This window comes from Yinghuangia sp. ASG 101 (genome assembly GCF_021165735.1).
Classification (GTDB): Bacteria; Actinomycetota; Actinomycetes; order Streptomycetales; family Streptomycetaceae; genus Yinghuangia.
In genome coordinates this window covers 7,228,409-7,246,607 of record NZ_CP088911.1, presented here as the reverse complement: position 1 = coordinate 7,246,607, position 18,199 = coordinate 7,228,409, and the positions used below count along the sequence as shown (strand labels likewise).

Genomic DNA, 18,199 nt, shown 5'->3' with positions numbered 1-18,199 from the left:
GCGGGGGTTCGTGGGAACCGGCCGCCCGGTAGCGGATGCTGGCGCCCGCCGGACGAGCCCTTCGCCAGGCGGTGGCCGTGCTGGTCGGCCGGTTCGGGGATGGTGTGGCGGATGCCGCGCTGTCGCAGGTGGTTGCGGATCGCGCGGGAGGAGTAGGCGGCGTCCGCGGTCACCGTGTCGGGCCGGGTGGCCGGGCCCTCGGCGCGGCACCGCGATGCGGGCCATGACGTGCGGGAACTGCGGTGCGTCGCCTTCCCGGCCGCCGGTCAGGACCGGGCGAGTGGACGGGCAAGACCCTCGGCGGCGAGGTGGAGCCTGGTGGTCAGCCCGCCGCGGGACCGGCCGAGCGCCTCGCCGGGCACGTCGCCGACGACGCCCCTTTTTCGCCGTGCGGCCGCCGGGGCCGGCTCTTGCGGGCGTCGGCGGCGTGCTGGTGGGCGCGCACGATCGTGGAGTCGACCGCCACGCCCCACGCGATCGCGGCCACCGCTGTCTCCGGCGCGGCCGGGTCCGCCTTCGGGGCGTCGGCCGCGCGTGGCAGCGCGGTCAGGATCCGTTCCCAGGTGCCGTCGGCCGACCAGCGGCGGTGGCGCTCGTACACGGTGCTCCACGGTCCGAATCGCTCAGGCAGATCGCGCCACACCACCCCGGTTCGATCCCGGAAGAACACCCCGCCGATCACCCGCCGGTGGTCCGCCCACCGACCCCCGCGGCCGGTGCCAACCGGCAACAACGGCTTCAGCAACCGCCACTCACGATCCGTCAGATCCCCACGCCCCATACCCAGGACAACGAGCCGACGAACTGACAGTCACAAGATCCTTCGTACAGCTCCTAGCTACGTCGACGGGACGTCCGGCAGAGCGCTGTTGCCAACTTTGGCCACCACCGGGGGAGGTAGAACACCACCCAGTTGATCAGTGCTGCCACGGGGATGATGTCTGCGTTTCTGGTCAACTTGACGTGGCACGCGTGCAACAGCCCATAGATGATCAAGTTGGTCGGCAAGGTCACGAAGAGGCATACAAAAAACGCCAAAACGAAGAAGGAGTCGAAGACTGAGGTGTCTCCCTCGGACGTCACGGGGTCGTAGCCCGACCACACGCACGGCATGCACAAAAAGACCGGCGCGAGGTAGACCAACGCTCCGAGCAAGGGCTGTCGTATCAGACGGGCACGAAACGACGTCGGTGTCGCCGGGGTCATCATCGCTCCTCGGTGGGGTGCCTCCAGTTTGGCTTACGGGATGGTGCTCGTATGGGTGCTCTAGCCAGCCATATCGCGCAAGCACCCGGGCTCCGCTAAACCCTCCGACAATAGGGGTCTTATCCCTGCTTGGTATGTTTCGCTTCCGGGTTCATATGGGTGCCTGCTGTCAGCGGTTTTCGCGTTCGTCGCAGGTGGCCTGGAGTCGGTAGGACTCGGCGCCGGTCTGGATCAGGGTGGCGCGGAAGGTGAGGCGGTCGGCGATGGCCGCGCAGAGCCGACGGTCGCCGAAGGTCTTGTCCCATTCGGCGAACGGGGAGTTGGTGGCGACGGCGGTGGCTTTGCTTCCTCGCGTTCGGTGAAGATCCGGAACAGCAGTTTGGAGCCCTTCTTGTCCGGGTTCGCGTAGCCGAACTCGTCCAGGCACAGAAGGTCGACCTTGCTGTAGCGGGCGATCACCGACGACAGCTGCCTGGCCGCGGTGGCTCCGGTGTGGAGGGCGTCGGCGATGACCGTGCCGAGTCCAGCGGTGTGGGCGCCGAGCGGGTCCGGGGCGTCGAGCAGCGGCAGCCCGCTGACGGAGGCGAGTTCGACCAAGGCCGTCCCGTCGGGCAGGAGCAGCCATGAGCTGTCGACGGCACGGCCGTCCGGTTCCGAGACACCGGCGATCGGTCTGCGGACAGCGTCGGGAACGCCACGCGCGACCGCGTCGAGGGTGCCTTCGCCCCCGTCGGCAAGCGGCAGGATGACTGTCTCGTCGCCGGGCCGGACATCGAGCCAACCGTCGGCCAGGGCCTGCGCCGCGTCGGCGGCGTCAATTGTCCCCTTGAAGGCGTCCGGGGCGAACAACACGCGCATGGCGCAGAGTTCCGTTCTGGAGTGGGGGTTGTCAGACCTGTTGGCGCCGTGGGAGGGCGGGACGCGCGGCTGCGAACCGCGACGGAGCGGCTGGGATGCCCTGGTGCGGGTTCGGCAGCCCCATTCGGCGTCCTCATCCGTGCACGCCGGCCACGGTCAGCAGTGCCCGCATCCGCGCCAGCGCCAGGTCGGGGTCGGGCAGAAGCCCCGCCGCGTCGGCGAGGCGGTAGGCCTCGGTCAGGTGGGGAAGGGAGCGTGCCGAATGTGCGCCGTTGACCATGGTGAAGCCGTCCTGGAGTCCGGCCAGCCAGGCGAGGAACACGATGCCGGTCTTGTAGTGGTAGGTCGGCGCGCTGAACAGGTGCCGGGACAGTGGCACGGTGGGGGCGAGCAGGGCGTCGTAGGTGGCGAGGTCGCCGGCGTCGAGGGCGCGGAGCGCGCCTGCGGCGACGGGGGCGATGGTGTCGAAGATGCCGAGCAGGGCGTGGCTGAAGTGTTCGCCCTCGCCGCGGATCAGTTCGGGGTAGTGGAAGTCGTCGCCGGTGTAGAGCCTTACACCGGGTGGGAGTTCGGCGCGCAGACGTACTTCGTGGGCGCGGTCGAGGAGGGAGATTTTGATGCCGTCGACGTGGTCGGAGTGGGCACGGATGATGTCCAGAGCGGTTTCGGTCGCCCGGGTGATGTCGGTGCTGCCCCAATAGCCCGCGAGCGCAGGGGCGAAGACGTCACCGAGCCAGTGGAGGATCACCGGCCGCCGTACGTGGGCGAGCAAGGTGCCGTAGACGCGGTGGTAGTCGTCCGGGCCGGACGCCACGGCGGCGAGTTGGCGGGAAGCCATGAGCACGGCCTTGGCGCCGGTGTCCTCGACCACCGCGAGCTGCTCGCTGTACGCCTCGATGATCTGAACCACGCTGAGGCTCGGTTCGCGGTGGTCCGTCCCGGCCCCGCAGGCGAGCAACTGGTATGGCTCCCCGACCGTGGCCGCGTCGGCGGCGCTGCGGCGGATCAGTTCCTCGGTGGCCTTCCAGTCCAGGCCCATGTTGCGTTGGGCGGTGTCCATGGCGTCGGCGACCGCGAACCCGTGGGACCACAGGTGGCGGCGGTAGCCGAGGGTGGCGTCCCAGTCGACCTGGGCGGGCTGTCCGGGGACGTGTGCGGCGAACCGGTCGGCGACAACGTGGGCGGCGGCGTAGGCGGTGCGGGTGGCGAACGCCGGGCCGCCCGGAGCCGCACCGAGGTAGCGGCCGGTCGGCCGGTACGGCTCCAACGCGCCGTCGGCTGCGGGAAGCAGGATGCGCGTATTCATGCCTTGGCCGCCTCGGTCTTCGGCAGTTCGACGCGGCGGCCTTCAGCTGAGGAGGTCAGTCCGCTCTCGGCGAGGAGCACGCCCCGGGCGCCGGCGAAGAAGTCGTAGGGGAACAGCTCGTCGGCGACGACATGCCGGACGAACTTCTCCCACTGAACCTTGAATCCGTTGTCGAATCCGGCGTCGCCGGTGTTGTCGGGGACTTCCTGCCACTGGTCGCGGAAGGGCTCGGTCACCGGGAGGTCGGGGTTCCACACCGGGGTTGGGGTGGCCGAGCGGTGCTGGACGCGGCAGTTGCGCAGCCCGGCGACGGCGCTGCCCTCGGTGCCGTCGACCTGGAACTCCACCAGTTCGTCGCGGTGGACGCGCACCGCCCACGAGGAGTTGATCTGCGCGATGACCCCGCCTTCGAGTTCGAAGATGCCGTACGCCGCATCGTCGGCGGTGGCCTGGTACTCCTCGCCGCTCTCGTCCCAGCGGGTCGGGACGTGCGTGACCGCCTTCGCGGTGACGGCTTCCACGCGGCCGAACAGGTTCTCCAGCACATACGACCAGTGGCAGAACATGTCGACGACGATGCCGCCGCCGTCCTGCGTGCGGTAGTTCCAGCTCGGGCGCTGCGCGGGCTGCCAGTTGCCCTCGAAGACCCAGTAGCCGAACTCGCCGCGCACCGACAGGATCCGCCCGAAGAACCCGCCGTCGATCAGGCGCCGCAGCTTCAGCAGGCCCGGGAGGAACAGTTTGTCCTGCACCACGCCGTTCCGGATCCCGGCGGTCTGCGCCGCGCGCGCCAGGCCCAGCGCCGCGTCGAAGGTCTCGGCCGTCGGCTTCTCGGTGTAGACGTGTTTGCCGGCGGCGATCGCGGCGTGGATCGCCGCCTCGCGGGCGGGTGTGACCTGGGCGTCGAAGTAGATGCTGTTGCCCGCGTCGGACAGCGCGGTGTCCAGGTCGGTGGTCCAGGAGGAGACGCCGTGCATGTCGGCCATCGCCCGCAGTTTGCCCGCGTCACGACCCACCAGAACGGGCTTGAGGTGCACCCGCGAACCGTCCGGCAGGACGACGCCGCCCTGGTCGCGGATCGCCAGCACCGAACGCACCAGATGCTGCCGGTAGCCCATCCGGCCGGTGACGCCGTTCATCACGACGCCGAGAGTCTGGGTGGTCATGAGGTCCTCTCCTGGGGGCGGACTGCGAAAGGGCACCGGCAGCTCAACCGGTGCCGCAGCAGAACGAAACGGCCCAGCGCATCGACCGCCGGTGAGCGAAATGCGGAACGCCGCTCCCGAGGGAAAGCGCTTTCCGTAGAGCACGCTAGGATGCCGTTCGCCGTGGAGTCAAGACATCGGTCGTGGTTGTCCTCACTTGCATCCCTGCACGCGTGCGACCCCACATAACCGAGATCCGTCACGGGACCCCGTCTCAATGGCAACGGTGCGCCCAGTCGGTAAGCGCTGTCCACTGCCGCGTGGTACACAGATTCCGGCCGCTGTGCGGCCGGGCTCCGGATCCGCGAACCGATCCCGCGGCCGGTTCCGTCCGCTGTGGTTCCCCCCGTTCTCCCCGTCCGATGACGTCCCACCCAGGAGCATCCATGCCGGTCGCGTTGTTCGCGCTCGCCCCGTCGTTCGTGCCGTCGCTGTTCCCGGCGCGTGTGCTGGAGCGGCTGCGAGAGGTGGTGCGTGTCGACCCGGACCGGGCGGTGCTGGATTTCGCAGATCCGGCCGCGACGCCACGACTCGCGGAGGCGGAGTTCCTGATCACCGGCTGGGGGTGCCCGAGGCTGGACGAGAAGGCGTTGGCGGCGATGCCGCGGCTGCGGGCGGTGCTGCACGCGGCGGGGAGTGTGCGGGGGATCGTGACGGACGCGTGCTGGGAGCGCGGCATCGTGGTGTCCAGTGCGGTGGAGGCGAACGCGGTTCCGGTGGCGGAGTTCACGCTCGCGGCGATCCTGTTCTCCGGCAAGGACGCGTTCGGCCTGCGGGAGCGGTACCGCACCGGTCCGGTCGTCGGCCTTTTGGAGCTGGCCGACGAGGGCAACATGGGCCGACGTGTGGGAGTGATCGGGGCTTCCCGGGTGGGCCGGCGGGTGTTGGAGCTACTGCGCCCGTTCGACTTCACAGTGGCCCTGTACGACCCGTACGTCACGCCGGAGGACGCCGCGGCACTCGGCGTCGAACCGATGAACCTGGACGAACTGCTGAGCACCAGCGATGTGGTGACCGTGCACGCGCCCAACCTGCCGTCGACGCACCGCATGCTGGACCGGCGCCGACTTGGGCTGATCCGCGACGGAGGCGTGGTGATCAACACCGCACGAGGCGCACTCGTCGACCCCGACGCGCTGACCGACGAACTCGTCGCGGGCCGCCTGCGCGCCGTGCTGGACGTGACCGAACCCGAACCGCTGTCGGCCGACTCGGTGCTGCACGGGCTGCCCAACGTGTTCGTGACCCCGCACATCTCCGGTTCCGCCGGCAACGAGCTCGCGCGCCTCGGCCTGGCGGTCGTCGAGGAGGCGGCCCGCCTGGCGGCGGGGCTGCCGCCCGCCCACCCGGTGCGACGGGCCGACCTCGACCGGATCGCGTGACGCTGAGCCGCTAAGCTGAGGAATGCGCTTTCCTGCGTTCGGCCCCGATGCCGGGCGCGCCGTCCCGAGGTGAGACGATCGGCATATGGAGCAGACCGCGCAGACCGCGCAGAACGCACAAGCGACGTTGGCGGACGTTGCCGCGGCGGCCGGAGTATCCCTGGCGACGGCGTCGCGGGCGCTGAACGGCAGCACCCGCCAGGTAGGCGAAGACCTGCGGCGCCGCGTGCTGGACGCCGCGCGGGAACTGAACTACGCGCCCAACGCGTCGGCGCAGGCGATGGTGCGCGGCCGCGGCAACGTCGTGGGCCTGCTCGTGCACGACATCGCCGATCCCTACTTCTCCTCGATCGCCGCAGGCGTGATGCGGATCGCCGACGAGCACCGGCTGCTCGTGACGTTGGCGAGCACGCGGCGGCGGGCGGAGAGCGAGCTGGAGCATCTGGCCGCGCTGCGCGGTCAGCGCGGGCGGGCGGCGATCCTGGTCGGCAGCCGTACCACGGACAAGGAGGCCACCGAGGCGCTGCGCCGCGAGGCGGCGGCGTTCACCGCTTCCGGGGGCCATGTCGTGGCGATCAGCCAGCGGGCGCTTCCCGTGGACACGGTGGTGGTGGAGAACCGCGCGGGCGCCCGCCTTCTCGCCGAGGAACTCACCCAACTCGGGTACCGGCGTTTCGCGGTGCTGGCCGGGCCCGCCGACGTCCTCACCGCCCGAGACCGCCTTCAGGGCTTCCGGGATGGCCTGGTTGCGGGCAAGGGCCGTATCCCGCAAGGCGCGGTGCTGCACGGCGCGTTCACCCGCGACGGCGGCTACGAGGCGATGACCGAGCTGCTCGCCCGCCGCGGGGCGCGCCCCGACTGCGTCTTCGCGGTCAACGACGTCATGGCCGTCGGCGCCATGGCCGCCTGCCGTCACCTGGGAGTGGACCTGCCCGGCGACATGGCCATCGCCGGCTTCGACGACATCACCACCCTGCGGGACGTCACGCCCGGCCTGACGACGGTACGGCTGCCTCTGGAGCGCATGGGCGAGATCGCCATGGACCTGGTGTTGACCGCACGACCGGAGACCGCTTCCAGGTTGCGGCGCATCCGCGGGGAGGTCGTCCTCCGCGCCAGCACCCCGGCCCGATAGGGCGCACCACCCGGCCCTCGGGGTTGCCGGTGCGGCCTGTGGGCATGGCGACAGCGCCACGACGGCGGAGATGCCCGTGGCGCGCGGCACCGACAACCCGCCGCAGCTCAGCGTCCTGACCGCTCACGACCCGGTGGTCGGCGCCCACTATGTGCTTCGGCCCCGAAGTCGCCCATGAGGAGTGCCGCGTCCCTTTACGGGAGCCAGGACCGCAGGGTCGCGGCCTCCTGCCCGAGCACGGCCGGGTCGTCGCCCGGGACGAATTCCAGGAGCAGGTCGACCGGGAGCAGCAGTTCCAGGGCTCCGCGCCACAGCGCTTCGCGGCCGGTGAGCGGCAACCGGTCCATCAGCGGCGACCAGGAGAACACATGCACGGCGGCGACGCGGTCGCGCAGGTCCCGCAGCCCCGCGAGAGCGACGTCGTCCGGCTCGTCCAGGGGTGGTTGCCAGTACGTGGACACCGCGCCGTGGCCGACCTCGTCCAGCAGCCGCAGCGTCGACGCGGCGGTGTCGGTCAGTGTTCCGCCGTGGAACTCCGTTGCCACCTGCAGCCCGTGGGCGGCGGCGATGTCTCCCGCCTCGCGTAGCGCGCGGGCCACGGACGCGCGGTCCCGCGCGGTCGCCGATCCCTGGGTCCCCGCCCACACCCGTACCCGCCGCGCGCCCAACCCTTGGGCGGTGGCGGCCACCGTCGCGAACGACTCGGAACTGTCCCGCCCCGCACACCAGTAGGAGCCGTACGAGCACGTCGCCAGCCCGGCCGTGTGCGTGCTCTCCCGGGCCCGCCGCGTCGCCTCGGTGTCCCCGGGCGGCACGTGGACGTCGGCTCCCCACTCGATAACGCCGAGCCCCGCTTCGGCGGCCAGGTCGACGAGTTCCTCCGCGGACAGCGCCCGGTACGTGACCGAGCACAGACCGACATGGGCCGCTGGTGACGGAACAGTCACGGTGAACCTCCTGGGGAAAGCGCTTGCCGATAACCTCGAAAAGGGTACGCAAACGCTCGGACATTTTGCGGACTCGCCCCTCGCTGGGTATTGCCGAAAGGCCGATGCACAGCCTACCTTTCCTTGGAAAGCGCTTTCCTGAGTTGTCGGCAAAAACACTCGGACCGGCGGCCACAAAACCGCACGCGGGTACGGAACGGTGGCCGAGAGGCCTGACAGGGCGTTCGGCCGTCTGCGTGCCGGAACATGGAGAGGGAAGGAACGCACCGGTGCACCGACTGTCGCTGAACCAGAAGACCGTCGACCGATGGTCGCTCGCCGAGGCCGTGGACGGGTGCGTCCGCGCCGGCATCACGGCGATCGGTATCTGGCGTGAACCGCTGCACGACACGGGTGTCACGCGGGGGGCGAAGCTCATCCGCGATGCCGGATTGCGGGTGTCGTCGCTGTGCCGCGGCGGGTTCTTCACCGCCCCCGACGGCCCCGCTCGCGTCCAAGCCCTCGACGACAACCGGCGGGCGATCGACGAGGCCGCCGCCCTGGACGCCGCGTGCCTCGTCCTGGTCGTCGGTGGCCTGCCCCACGGCTCGCGCGACCTGCCCGGAGCGCGCCTCCGGGTGGCCGAGGCGCTCAACGAACTCGCTCCCTACGCACAGAAGTCCGGCGTTCGCCTGGCGCTGGAGCCGATGAACCCGGTCTACTGCGCCGACCGCGGGGTGCTGTCCACCCTCGGTCAGGCACTCGATCTGGCCGAGCAGTTCGATCCGTGCGTTGTCGGCGTTGTCGTCGACACCTTCCACGTGTGGTGGGACCCGGACGTGGAGGTGCAGATCGCTCGGGCCGCCGGGCGGATCGCCGGCTACCAGGTGTGTGACTGGATCACCCCGCTCCCGCCAGACACCCTGCTCGCGCGCGGCGTCATGGGGGACGGCCACATCGACTTCCCGCGCCTGGGTGCGGCGGTCGACGCCGCCGGATACCGCGGCGACACCGAAGTCGAGATCTTCAACGCCGACCTGTGGGCCAGGCCCGGCGACGAGACCGTGGAACTGATCAAGAGCCGTTACGCGCAGCACGTCGCCGTTACCGGAGGAGCAACGCCATGACGCACGACACCAGAGCCGGAACCGCTGGCGCCGCGTCCGGCCTCACCGCCTTGTCAGGCCCGGCGGCGAGGGTTCTCGATTCGTGGCGGAGATCACCGTCGACGCACCCGCTCCTCGGTGACTGGCGCCGTGCCGGGTACCGAAGGGGCGCGGTGGAACCCCGGGCCACGGGCAGCGTCGTGCAGGCGCGCGCCCTCGGTATCCACCCCGGGCGGCAGGACGACGTCAGCGGAAAACTTCAGGCCGCACTCGACGACCTCGCGGCAGCCCAGGGCGGTGTCCTGGAACTGGACGCCGGGCGCTACGTGTTGGATGATCCGCTGTTCATCCACGGGTCAGGCGTCGTCCTGCGCGGGGCGGGCAAGGCCTCCACGACCTTGTTCTTCACCCGTCCCCTGCGCGACAGCATCCATGCGAACACCAACTGGTCGTGGACCGGCGGGCAGATCTACTTCACCTCACGCGAACGCCTCGCCGCCTCGGCCGCCGAGAACTGGGACTGGGGCACAAACGAGTGTTGGCTCGCCGGCCCGGAACTCACCCGCCTTGCTCCCGCCGCACGCGGCACCGATGTCCTCATCGTCGACGACACCGGCCCCATCACTCCCGGAGAGATGGTCCTACTGGAGGTCTCCGACCCGCCGGGCCCCGACAACCGGCTGCTGCGCGAGATGGCCGGCGACGTGGCGGGCGCGCGGACGTACGACTGGGCCACCCGCGCGCCCAGGCTCAACGGGACCACCTGGACATGGCCGGTCGTGGTCACCGAGGTGCTGTCGGCGCGGACCGTCCGCATCGAGCAGCCGCTGCGCGTCTCCCTCCACCCCGAGACTCCCGCGCGCCTGCGCTCCCTGGGGCCGACCGTCCACGACAGCGGCGTGGAGGACCTGACCATCGAGAACACGCTGCTGACCCAGACCACCCACAACATCAACCCCGGCTCCAACGGGGTGTGCTTCCACGCCGTGCACGACTGTTGGGCCACCGACATCCACGTCCTCAACGCGGACGTCGCGTTCTCCATGACGGCCGCGAAGTCCTGCACCCTGACGGGGATCTCCGCGGGCGGGCGGTCGCTGCACCACTTCACGGTCACCCGCGCGGCCTCGCACGACAACCTCGTCCAGGACTTCGAACTGGAGGAGTTCACCGTTCCCGCGGTGCCCGGCTCGTACCTGCACGGCATCAACGTCGAATGGTTGTCGAGCGGCAACGTGTGGCGGCGCGGCACCCTGCGCACCGGCACCTTCGACTCGCACCGGGCCATGCCGTTCGAAAACCTGCGCACCGACATCACGGTCGCGAACACGAACGCCGTGCCGGGCGGCGCACTCGACGCGGGGCCATTCTTCGGCGCGCGGACCGTGCACTGGGGCATCCACGTCACCACCGACGAGACCCTGTGCATGGACATCACCGACACCGCCCCGCGCTCACTCACCGCGGGAATCACCGGCGTGTCCAAACCGGGATCCCGCCTCCGCGGCGCAGGCATCGACTTCGAAGGTGACCTGGAGAGCGAACGGCTCGCGTTCGGAACAGACCTGGGGCCGGGCCGTGACCTGCTCGGACTCCAGCGCGCCCTCCTCCCGATCGCATAACCGCCGACCTCCCGGCGCAGGCAGCCGTCCGACCCGCAGACATCCCCATCGGCCTGTGGGACGCCGACCACCCGGCCGTCCGATCCGCATCGCGCGACGTGGATCCTCCCCATCCACAGCCTGGCACGGCCCGGCAACGCCCTCGCGCGTCGGGACGAGGCCGTAGGCAAGGCACGTCCGGGCATCGCCGACCACAAGGCACACCCGGGACACCTCTGCTCGCCGAACGCTCCTCCGACCAAAGGACTCAATCCATGCCCACGCTGTCACGATCCCGCCGTATCCGCCGGTACACCCCGGTCGCGGTCCTCACCTCCTGCGTCCTGCTGGTGACGGCGGGGTGCGGCGGTTCGACCGACAACTCCGCCGCCGGCACCGACATGCTGTCCCTGGCCGTGCTGGGTACCCCGAACTCGTTCGACGTGACCCAGCTCGCGGACGGGCAACAGGCGTATGTGTGGGGCTCGGTGTACGACACGCTGCTGTACGCCGACAACAAGGGGCAGATACAGCCGAACGCGGCGGAGAGCTGGTCGTACTCCGAGGACGGGCGCACGCTGGCGCTGAAGCTGCGCACGGGCATGAAGTTCAGCAACAGCCACGTGGTGAACGCGGGCGTCGTGAAGGCGAGCCTGGACCATGTCCGGGCGACGCCGGGGACCCAGCAGAACGCCCTCGGCTCCATCGAGACCATCGAGGCTCCCGACGAGACCACCATCGTGCTCAAGCTCAAGCACCCGGACGCGTCGCTGCTGCCGTCGCTGACGATGGGTGCCGGCGCGGTCGCCGACCCGGCGACGATGAAGGACCCGAGTGCGGCCCTGAACCCGATCGGTTCGGGACCGTACGTCCTGGACAAGTCCACGGTCAACGGCTCGACCTACGTGCTCAAGAAGCGCAAGGACTACTGGAACGCCGCCGCCTACCCGTTCGACACCGTCGAGGTCAAGGTGATGGGCGACCGCACGGCGGCGGTCAACGCGCTGCAGGCGGGCCAGCTCAACGCGGGCACCGTCGAGTCGACGCAGGTCGACCAGGTCAAGAGCGCCGGATTCGGCGTCACGGTCGTCCCGGCCACTTCGGTCGGCACTCTCGTCCTGGCCGACCGGGACGGCACCGTGGTCAAGCCGCTTGGCGACCTGCGGGTGCGCCAGGCGATCAATATGGCGTTCGACCGGCAGAAGATGGCCACCCAGTTCCTGCGGGGCGTCGGCCAACCGACGGAGCAGATCGTCAACCCCAAGAGCCCCTCGCACGACCCGGCGCTGGACACGACATACCCGTACGACCCGGCAGCGGCGAAGAGGCTGCTGGCCGAGGCCGGCTACCCCGACGGGTTCTCTGTGACGATGCCAAGCCTGTTCTTCAGCAAGCCGTTCGAGCCGACCATCGCGCAGGCACTGAAGGACATCGGCATCAACGTCACGTGGGAGCCGGTGCCCGCGCAGAACAACACCATCGCGCTGACCTCCGGCAAGTACGCGATGTACTTCACCGCGGACGGGCTGGGCGCGGTCGCGAAGGACTTCAAGAACTACTTTTCTCCCGAGGGCTACCGCAACCCGTTCCACACGCAGAACACCGAGATCTCCGGGCTCCTGCAAAAGGCGTCGGCCGAGCAGGACCCGGCGACGGCGGCCGAAGCGTTCAAGCAGGTCAACGCCTACGGCACGAAGAACGCGTGGTACGCCCCGGTCTTCTACGTCGGGACCTCCTGGGTGACCAAGAAGGGCATCACCTACCTCGGTGACGGATCGTCGACATTCAGCACCATCCGGGCCTTCGGCGTTTCGAACTAATCCACGTCGGCACCGGCGAGAAGGAAACCCCATGATCCTTTATGTGCTCCGCAGGCTGGGGGGAGCTCTGCTCCTCACGGTCCTGGTCACGCTGATCACGTTCCTGTTGTTGAGCACGTCCTTCGACAGCGTGGCCGCCAGTCGGCTTGGCACCTCGGCCACCCCTGAGGCGGTCGACGCCATGAAGGCCGAACTCGGACTGGACCGCCCGGTGTTGGTCCAGTACTTCGATTGGCTGTCGCACGCGGTCCAAGGTGATTTCGGGGTCTCCCTCTTCACCAGCGAACCGGTCGGCGACGCGGTGTCGTCGCGCCTGAGCGTCACGCTGTCCGTCATCACCGCCGCGCTCTTGTGCACCGCCCTGGCCAGCGTGGCGCTCGGGGTCCTGGCGGCCTGGCGCGGCGGTGTGATCGACCGCGTCGCGCAAGGCGCTTCGCTCGTCGGCTTCCTGATCCCGAGCCTGCTGACCGCGATCGTCCTGGTGTACGTGCTGGCCATCAAGACGGACATCCTGCCCGCGACGGGCTACACACCCCTGGCGGACAATCCCGGTCAGTGGCTCGCGTCCATCATGATCCCCGTCATCGCCCTGTCGCTGCACGGCATGGCGAGCCTCACGTCGCAGGTCCGCGGGCGAATGATCGACGAGCTGCGAAAGGATTACGTGCGCACCTTGCGCACGCGGGGCATCCCGACGCGGTCCATCGTGCTGCGGCACGCGCTGCGCAACGCCGCGGGGCCGGCGCTGACGGTCCTGTCGATGGAGTTCATCGCGATGTTCGGCGGCGCGCTGGTCATCGAGAAGGTCTTCGCGCTCCCCGGGTTCGGCAGCTACGCGTTCGACTCGTCCCTGCAAGGCGACATCCCCGTGATCATGGGCGTCACGCTCTTCGCGGTGCTGCTCGTGGTCGGCGTCAACCTGATCGTCGACCTCCTCAACGGCTGGCTCAACCCGAAGGCGAGGATCCATTGAGCACGGCACCCCTCGCGGCCGAGCCGCCGGCTTCACTTGCCGCGGCCGAGCCGCAGCGCCGCAAACCGACGTTCGCGAGGCTCCTGCGGGACCCGCAGGCGGTCGTCTCCGCCGTTCTGCTGGTGGTCATTTTCGCCGCGGGTCTGCTGACCCCGCTGCTCACCAGCCACGGTCCCAACGACGCGTCACTGGACCACATCGACGCGGGACCCGGCACGCCCGGCTACCTGCTCGGCGGTGACAGCAGCGGACGCGACATCTACGCCCGGCTGCTCAACTCGATCAACACCAGCCTGATCTCCGCCCTCATCGCCACGAGCATCGCGCTGGCGATCGGCGTCACCGCGGGCCTGGTCGGCGGCTACTTCGGCACCCGAGTCCGCGTCGCCACCGAGTGGCTGTTCAACCTCTTGATGACGTTCCCGGGCCTGCTGCTGCTCATCGTGCTCATGCCGGTCACCAAGGGCGACTACCGCGCGACGATGGCGATCTTCGGCGTGCTGATGTCGCCCGGGATCTACCGCCTGGTCCGCAACCAGGTCGTCGGCGTCAAGAACGAGTTGTTCGTCGACGCGGCACGCGTCTCGGGCCTGTCGAACCTGCGCATCCTCGGCCGCCATGTGCTGTTCGTCGTACGCGGGCCGGTCATCATCGCCACCGCGTTCCTCATCGGCTCCGCCATCTCCCTCCAGGCCGGCTTGGCGTTCCTCGGCCTCGGGTCCTCCGACACCGCGAGCTTCGGCTCGATGATCTCCGAAGGGTTTCACAACCTCTACAACGAACCCCTGCAATTCCTTTGGCCGAGCCTGCTGCTGGGCCTGATCAACGCCTTCCTCGTGCTGTTCGGCAACTCGCTCCGTGACACCCTTGAAGGCGCCCAGCGCAAGCCGAGCACGAACACGAGGGCCAAAGCCGACAAGAAATCCGGGCCGGGCCAGGGGGCCGAGTCGAGCAGGACAGCGGCTTCCGCGCCGCCCCCGGCCGGTGCGGAAGCGGCGGAGCCGGTCTCGGGGCTGCTCACCATCGAGGATCTCGCCATCGCCTACCCGATCCCCTCGGGCGAATTGCGCGAGGTCGTCAGCGGGGTGACGTTCAGCGTCGACGCCGGTGAAGTCCTCGGCATCGTCGGGGAGTCCGGCTCGGGCAAGACGCAGACCGCCTTCGCCACCCTGGGCGTACTACCCACGGAAGCAGTTGTCACTCATGGCTCGATCAAGCTGGACGGACAAGAGCTCCTCGGCCTGGGTGAGCGCGAACTGCGCGGCCTGCGCGGCAAAGTCATCGCCTACGTGCCGCAGGAGCCTATGTCCAACCTCGACCCGGCGTTCACCGTCGGATCGCAGCTCGTCGAAGGCCTCCGCGCGACCAAGGACATCACCCGCCGCGACGCACGCGCGCACATCCTCGCTCTGCTCGAACGGGTCGGAATCGCCGACCCCGAGCGCACCTTCGCCTCCTACCCGCACCAGATATCCGGCGGCATGGCCCAGCGCGTCCTCATCGCCGGCGCCGTCGCCTGCCGCCCCAAACTCCTGATCGCCGACGAGCCGACCACTGCCCTCGACGTCACCGTTCAGGCGGAGATCCTCGATCTGCTGCGCGAATTGCAGGAAGAGCTCAACATGGCGATCCTGCTGGTGACCCACAACTTCGGCGTCGTCGCCGACATCTGCGACCGCATCGCCGTGATGAGCCAAGGGCAGATCGTCGAGACAGGCGACGTGCTGAACATCCTCCGCGACCCGCAGCACAACTACACCCGCATGCTCCTCGACTCCATCCTCGACGACAGCAGCGTGCGCGGCGACCACGATTGCGGTGCGCGCGAGTTCAGCAGGAAGGCCTGACGATGACGACTTTCCTGCTCGATGTGCGCGACCTGCGCGTCGTCTTTCCCGGCCGCGGCTTCCGCGCCCGTCCCACCGAGGTGCTGCACGGCGTGTCCCTGACCGTCGGCAAGGGCGAAACCCTCGGCCTCGTCGGCGAATCCGGCTCCGGCAAGACCACCATCGGACGCGCCGTCCTCGGCCTGGTCAAACCCAGCGGCGGGACGATCCGCTTCGACGGCCGCGACATCACCCACGCCACGCCCAAACAACGCCGCGTCCTCGCCCGCGACATCCAGGTCGTCTTCCAGGATCCCTACACCTCCCTCAACCCGTCGCTCACCATCGGCGACATCCTCAGCGAACCCCTCGTCGTCCAAGGCGCCACCACCAAGCACGCCCGACAGCGCGTCCGCATCCTCCTCGACCAGGTCGGCCTGCCCGGGGACGCCTCCGAACGCCTCCCCCGCGAATTCAGCGGCGGCCAGCGCCAACGCGTCGCCATCGCCCGCGCGTTGGCCCCCGAACCGCGCCTGATCGTCTGCGACGAACCCGTCTCAGCTCTCGACCTGTCCACCCAGGCCCGCGTCCTCGACCTGTTCCTCGACATCCAACGCCGCACCGGCGTCGCCTACTTGTTCGTCACCCACGACCTCTCGGTCGTCCGCTACGTCAGCCACCGCGTCACCGTGCTGTATCGCGGCGACTGCGTGGAAACCGGTTCGGCCGACGCCGTCACCACGTCCCCCCAACACGCGTACACCCGCAAGCTCATGCTCGCCTCCCCCGTGACCGACCCGATCGAACAGCAGAAGCGCCGCTCCGAACGCCGCCGCCTCGCGGCACTCGCTACTCAGGATGCCGGTGTCGGTCAAAACTGACGACACCGGCGGTGAAACAGGCGGAAGGGAGCCGCCGTGTGTGAACCGATGCCGCGGCCAACGCAGCCACAGTGCGGCCGACGGGGCAACCAGTTCCCATGAGTTGCCGCCGCGTGCCGGGCTCCGTGCAATCCGTTGTTGGGGAAGTGCGTGGACTGTGCGCGCGGCAACATGCGGCAACTGGAAGCCAACGGGGACGGGGTGCAGTTAGGTGGACGCAGCCGTGGAGCCAGCGTTCGGCCGCTGCGTCTTGGCCGTGTTGCCGGCGCGTCTCGGGCCTGTCCTCGTTATGGGGGTTCGTGATGCTCCTCCGACATCCGCGCCCGCGCGACCGTACTCGTCGTGGGGCGACGCCCGCGAGATCCCGCGCGAGGGGCGGTTCCTCGGGCGTACGACAGACCACGCACCCCACGAGGCCTTGACCCCGCGGTGCGCCGGCGCGCCCCGCGCGAACCACCCGTGAGGCCAGGCGCACCGCCAAGCACGCAACGGCTCCGGCTCCGCGAGATCCCCGATCCGCGGCGTGCCGAGGAACATCACCTTCAGGAAGCGACACGGAGAGAGGGAAACCATGACTTCTGACCGGGAGTTCGGGTGGGGCATCGCGGCCACGGGAGTGATCGCCAAAAGGGTGGGCTCGGTGATCGCCCGGGAACCCGGCATGCGGGTGGCCGCCGTCGGCTCGCGCGACACCGGGCGGGCGCGTGCGCTCGCCGACGAACTGGGCGCTCCTTCCGCGCACGGCTCGTACGCCGAACTCGTCCGGAATCCCGAGGTCGACGCGATCTACATCGCCACCCCACACGCCCAGCATCGCGCGGTCGCCGAGGCGGCGTTCGCCGCCGGCAAGGCCGTGCTTTGCGAGAAGCCGCTCGCGGCGACGCTCGCCGACGCCACCGCGATGGTCAAAGAGGCCCAAGCGGCAGGGGTGTTCCTGATGGAAGCGATGTGGATGCGCTTCAACCCGGTGATCCGCCGCGTCCAGGACATCGTCGGCGCGGGGCAGATCGGTGAAGTCCGCACCATCAACGCCTCGTTCGGCTTCCCGCAGCCGTACGATCCCGCGTCCCGGCTGTGGGACCCGCAGCAAGGAGGTGGGGCGCTGCTTGACCTGGGGGTCTACCCGGTCGCGCTCGCCCACCTCCTCCTCGGCGATCCCGAGGCGGTGCACGTCACCGGAGCGCTGGCCGAGAACGGCGTCGACGCCGAAGCGGCGCTGATGATGACCTGGCCCGGCGGAGCACGCGCATTTCTGGAGACCTCCCTGGTCAACCTCACCGCGATGACGGCCACGGTCAGCGGAACCCGAGGGTGGATCGAGGTGGGCGCGCCGTTCCACGCCGCGACCCACGTGACCGTACGCACCAGCCCCACGCCTGAGGAGCACCGGATCGAGTCGGCGGATGAAGCCTTCGCCGCCGAACTCCGCGAAGTCCGCGACCTCGTGAGCCGTGGCGCCACCGAAAGCCCGGTCATGCCGCTCGACGCCACCCTGGCCGTCATGCGCCTGCTCGAAGACGCCCGCGACAGCCTCGGCGCCGTCCCCTTCGCGTGAACCACCGCCCCGTTGCAATCGAACGGTACGGGAAGGCCCCCAGCGACGCCGTGTGACGAGGAACAGCAGGTCACTGGTTGGCTGGCTCAGCGGCTGCAACGGTGTTGAACGCGAAGGCGAATCGCGGCAACGCGGAGGTCCTGGACCGGGGTCCGTGGGAACAGCATGATGAGATCGCGGACGGACGCTTCGTGGGCGTGCCGGCAGAAGGCTGCGGTGGGTCAGTGTCTCGGGTGCCACCTGCCTTCGGCGACCGCCGTCTTGATCTGGCCGACGAGCTCCCCGGCGACGAGCTGTACGACGGCAGGGGTCCGGTCGGCCCGGGATATGCCCAGTACGACGGAACGGCGTAGACCTGGTACAAAGGTGCCGCGCTGACGACGCCGTGCGCCGGGTCGGCGACGATGCCGACACCCTCA

The 18,199-nt window shown here is 69.6% G+C and carries 13 protein-coding genes and 2 pseudogenes; 9 read left to right on the top strand and 6 right to left on the bottom strand.

Features of this window, described 5'->3' with window-relative positions:
* Positions 1–41: 41 nt before the first annotated feature.
* The 5 genes and pseudogenes from LO772_RS30975 to LO772_RS30960 form a co-directional block, all read right to left on the bottom strand.
* Positions 42–781 (bottom strand): annotated as a pseudogene (locus LO772_RS30975) (IS5 family transposase); the annotation flags it as partial.
* Between the two features lie 594 nt (positions 782–1,375).
* The gene (locus LO772_RS36465) at positions 1,376–1,633 is read right to left on the bottom strand and encodes an ATP-binding protein (RefSeq protein ID WP_443089337.1); all 258 of its coding nucleotides are present in this window, start codon (positions 1,631–1,633) and stop codon (positions 1,376–1,378) included.
* A gap of 65 nt (positions 1,634–1,698) precedes the next feature.
* Positions 1,699–2,064: pseudogene (locus tag LO772_RS36460) on the bottom strand (glycerate kinase); the annotation flags it as partial.
* Between the two features lie 133 nt (positions 2,065–2,197).
* A complete protein-coding gene (locus LO772_RS30965; protein WP_231775333.1) occupies positions 2,198–3,370 on the bottom strand; it encodes a dihydrodipicolinate synthase family protein in 1,173 nt (390 codons plus the stop codon).
* Complete coding sequence (locus LO772_RS30960; RefSeq protein WP_231775332.1) at positions 3,367–4,536, bottom strand: Gfo/Idh/MocA family protein; 1,170 nt, start codon at positions 4,534–4,536, stop codon at positions 3,367–3,369. Before LO772_RS30960 ends, LO772_RS30965 begins: the two co-directional genes overlap by 4 nt.
* 425 nt (positions 4,537–4,961) lie before the next feature.
* Here LO772_RS30960 and LO772_RS30955 point away from each other — a divergent pair, with 425 nt between their 5' ends.
* Positions 4,962–5,957, top strand: coding sequence for a hydroxyacid dehydrogenase (locus tag LO772_RS30955; RefSeq protein ID WP_231775331.1), 996 nt, complete (start codon positions 4,962–4,964; stop codon positions 5,955–5,957).
* A gap of 85 nt (positions 5,958–6,042) precedes the next feature.
* Positions 6,043–7,092, top strand: a complete 1,050-nt coding sequence (locus tag LO772_RS30950; RefSeq protein WP_231775330.1) for a LacI family DNA-binding transcriptional regulator — start codon at positions 6,043–6,045, stop codon at positions 7,090–7,092.
* Positions 7,093–7,286: 194 nt separating this feature from the next.
* On the opposite strand, the gene LO772_RS35990 is transcribed toward LO772_RS30950, so the two are convergent.
* Complete coding sequence (locus tag LO772_RS35990; protein WP_269453120.1) at positions 7,287–8,039, bottom strand: sugar phosphate isomerase/epimerase family protein; 753 nt, start codon at positions 8,037–8,039, stop codon at positions 7,287–7,289.
* A 269-nt stretch (positions 8,040–8,308) separates the two neighbouring features.
* Here LO772_RS35990 and LO772_RS30940 point away from each other — a divergent pair, with 269 nt between their 5' ends.
* From LO772_RS30940 to LO772_RS30910, 7 genes are all read left to right on the top strand, one after another.
* A complete protein-coding gene (locus LO772_RS30940) occupies positions 8,309–9,145 on the top strand; it encodes a sugar phosphate isomerase/epimerase family protein (RefSeq protein ID WP_231775329.1) in 837 nt (278 codons plus the stop codon).
* A gap of 152 nt (positions 9,146–9,297) precedes the next feature.
* The gene (locus LO772_RS30935) at positions 9,298–10,746 is read left to right on the top strand and encodes a hypothetical protein (protein ID WP_231775328.1); all 1,449 of its coding nucleotides are present in this window, start codon (positions 9,298–9,300) and stop codon (positions 10,744–10,746) included.
* Positions 10,747–11,000: 254 nt separating this feature from the next.
* Entirely contained in the window at positions 11,001–12,545 is a 1,545-nt protein-coding gene (locus tag LO772_RS30930; RefSeq protein ID WP_231775327.1) for an ABC transporter substrate-binding protein, read from the top strand.
* A gap of 31 nt (positions 12,546–12,576) precedes the next feature.
* Positions 12,577–13,518: an ABC transporter permease gene (locus LO772_RS30925; protein ID WP_231775326.1), complete on the top strand. Its 942-nt coding sequence runs from the start codon at positions 12,577–12,579 to the stop codon at positions 13,516–13,518.
* Positions 13,515–15,365, top strand: coding sequence for a dipeptide/oligopeptide/nickel ABC transporter permease/ATP-binding protein (locus LO772_RS30920; RefSeq protein WP_231775325.1), 1,851 nt, complete (start codon positions 13,515–13,517; stop codon positions 15,363–15,365). Before LO772_RS30925 ends, LO772_RS30920 begins: the two co-directional genes overlap by 4 nt.
* Positions 15,366–15,367: 2 nt before the next feature.
* A complete protein-coding gene (locus tag LO772_RS30915; RefSeq protein WP_231775324.1) occupies positions 15,368–16,225 on the top strand; it encodes an ATP-binding cassette domain-containing protein in 858 nt (285 codons plus the stop codon).
* Between the two features lie 571 nt (positions 16,226–16,796).
* The gene (locus LO772_RS30910; RefSeq protein ID WP_231775323.1) at positions 16,797–17,780 is read left to right on the top strand and encodes a Gfo/Idh/MocA family protein; all 984 of its coding nucleotides are present in this window, start codon (positions 16,797–16,799) and stop codon (positions 17,778–17,780) included.
* Positions 17,781–18,199: the final 419 nt, after the last annotated feature.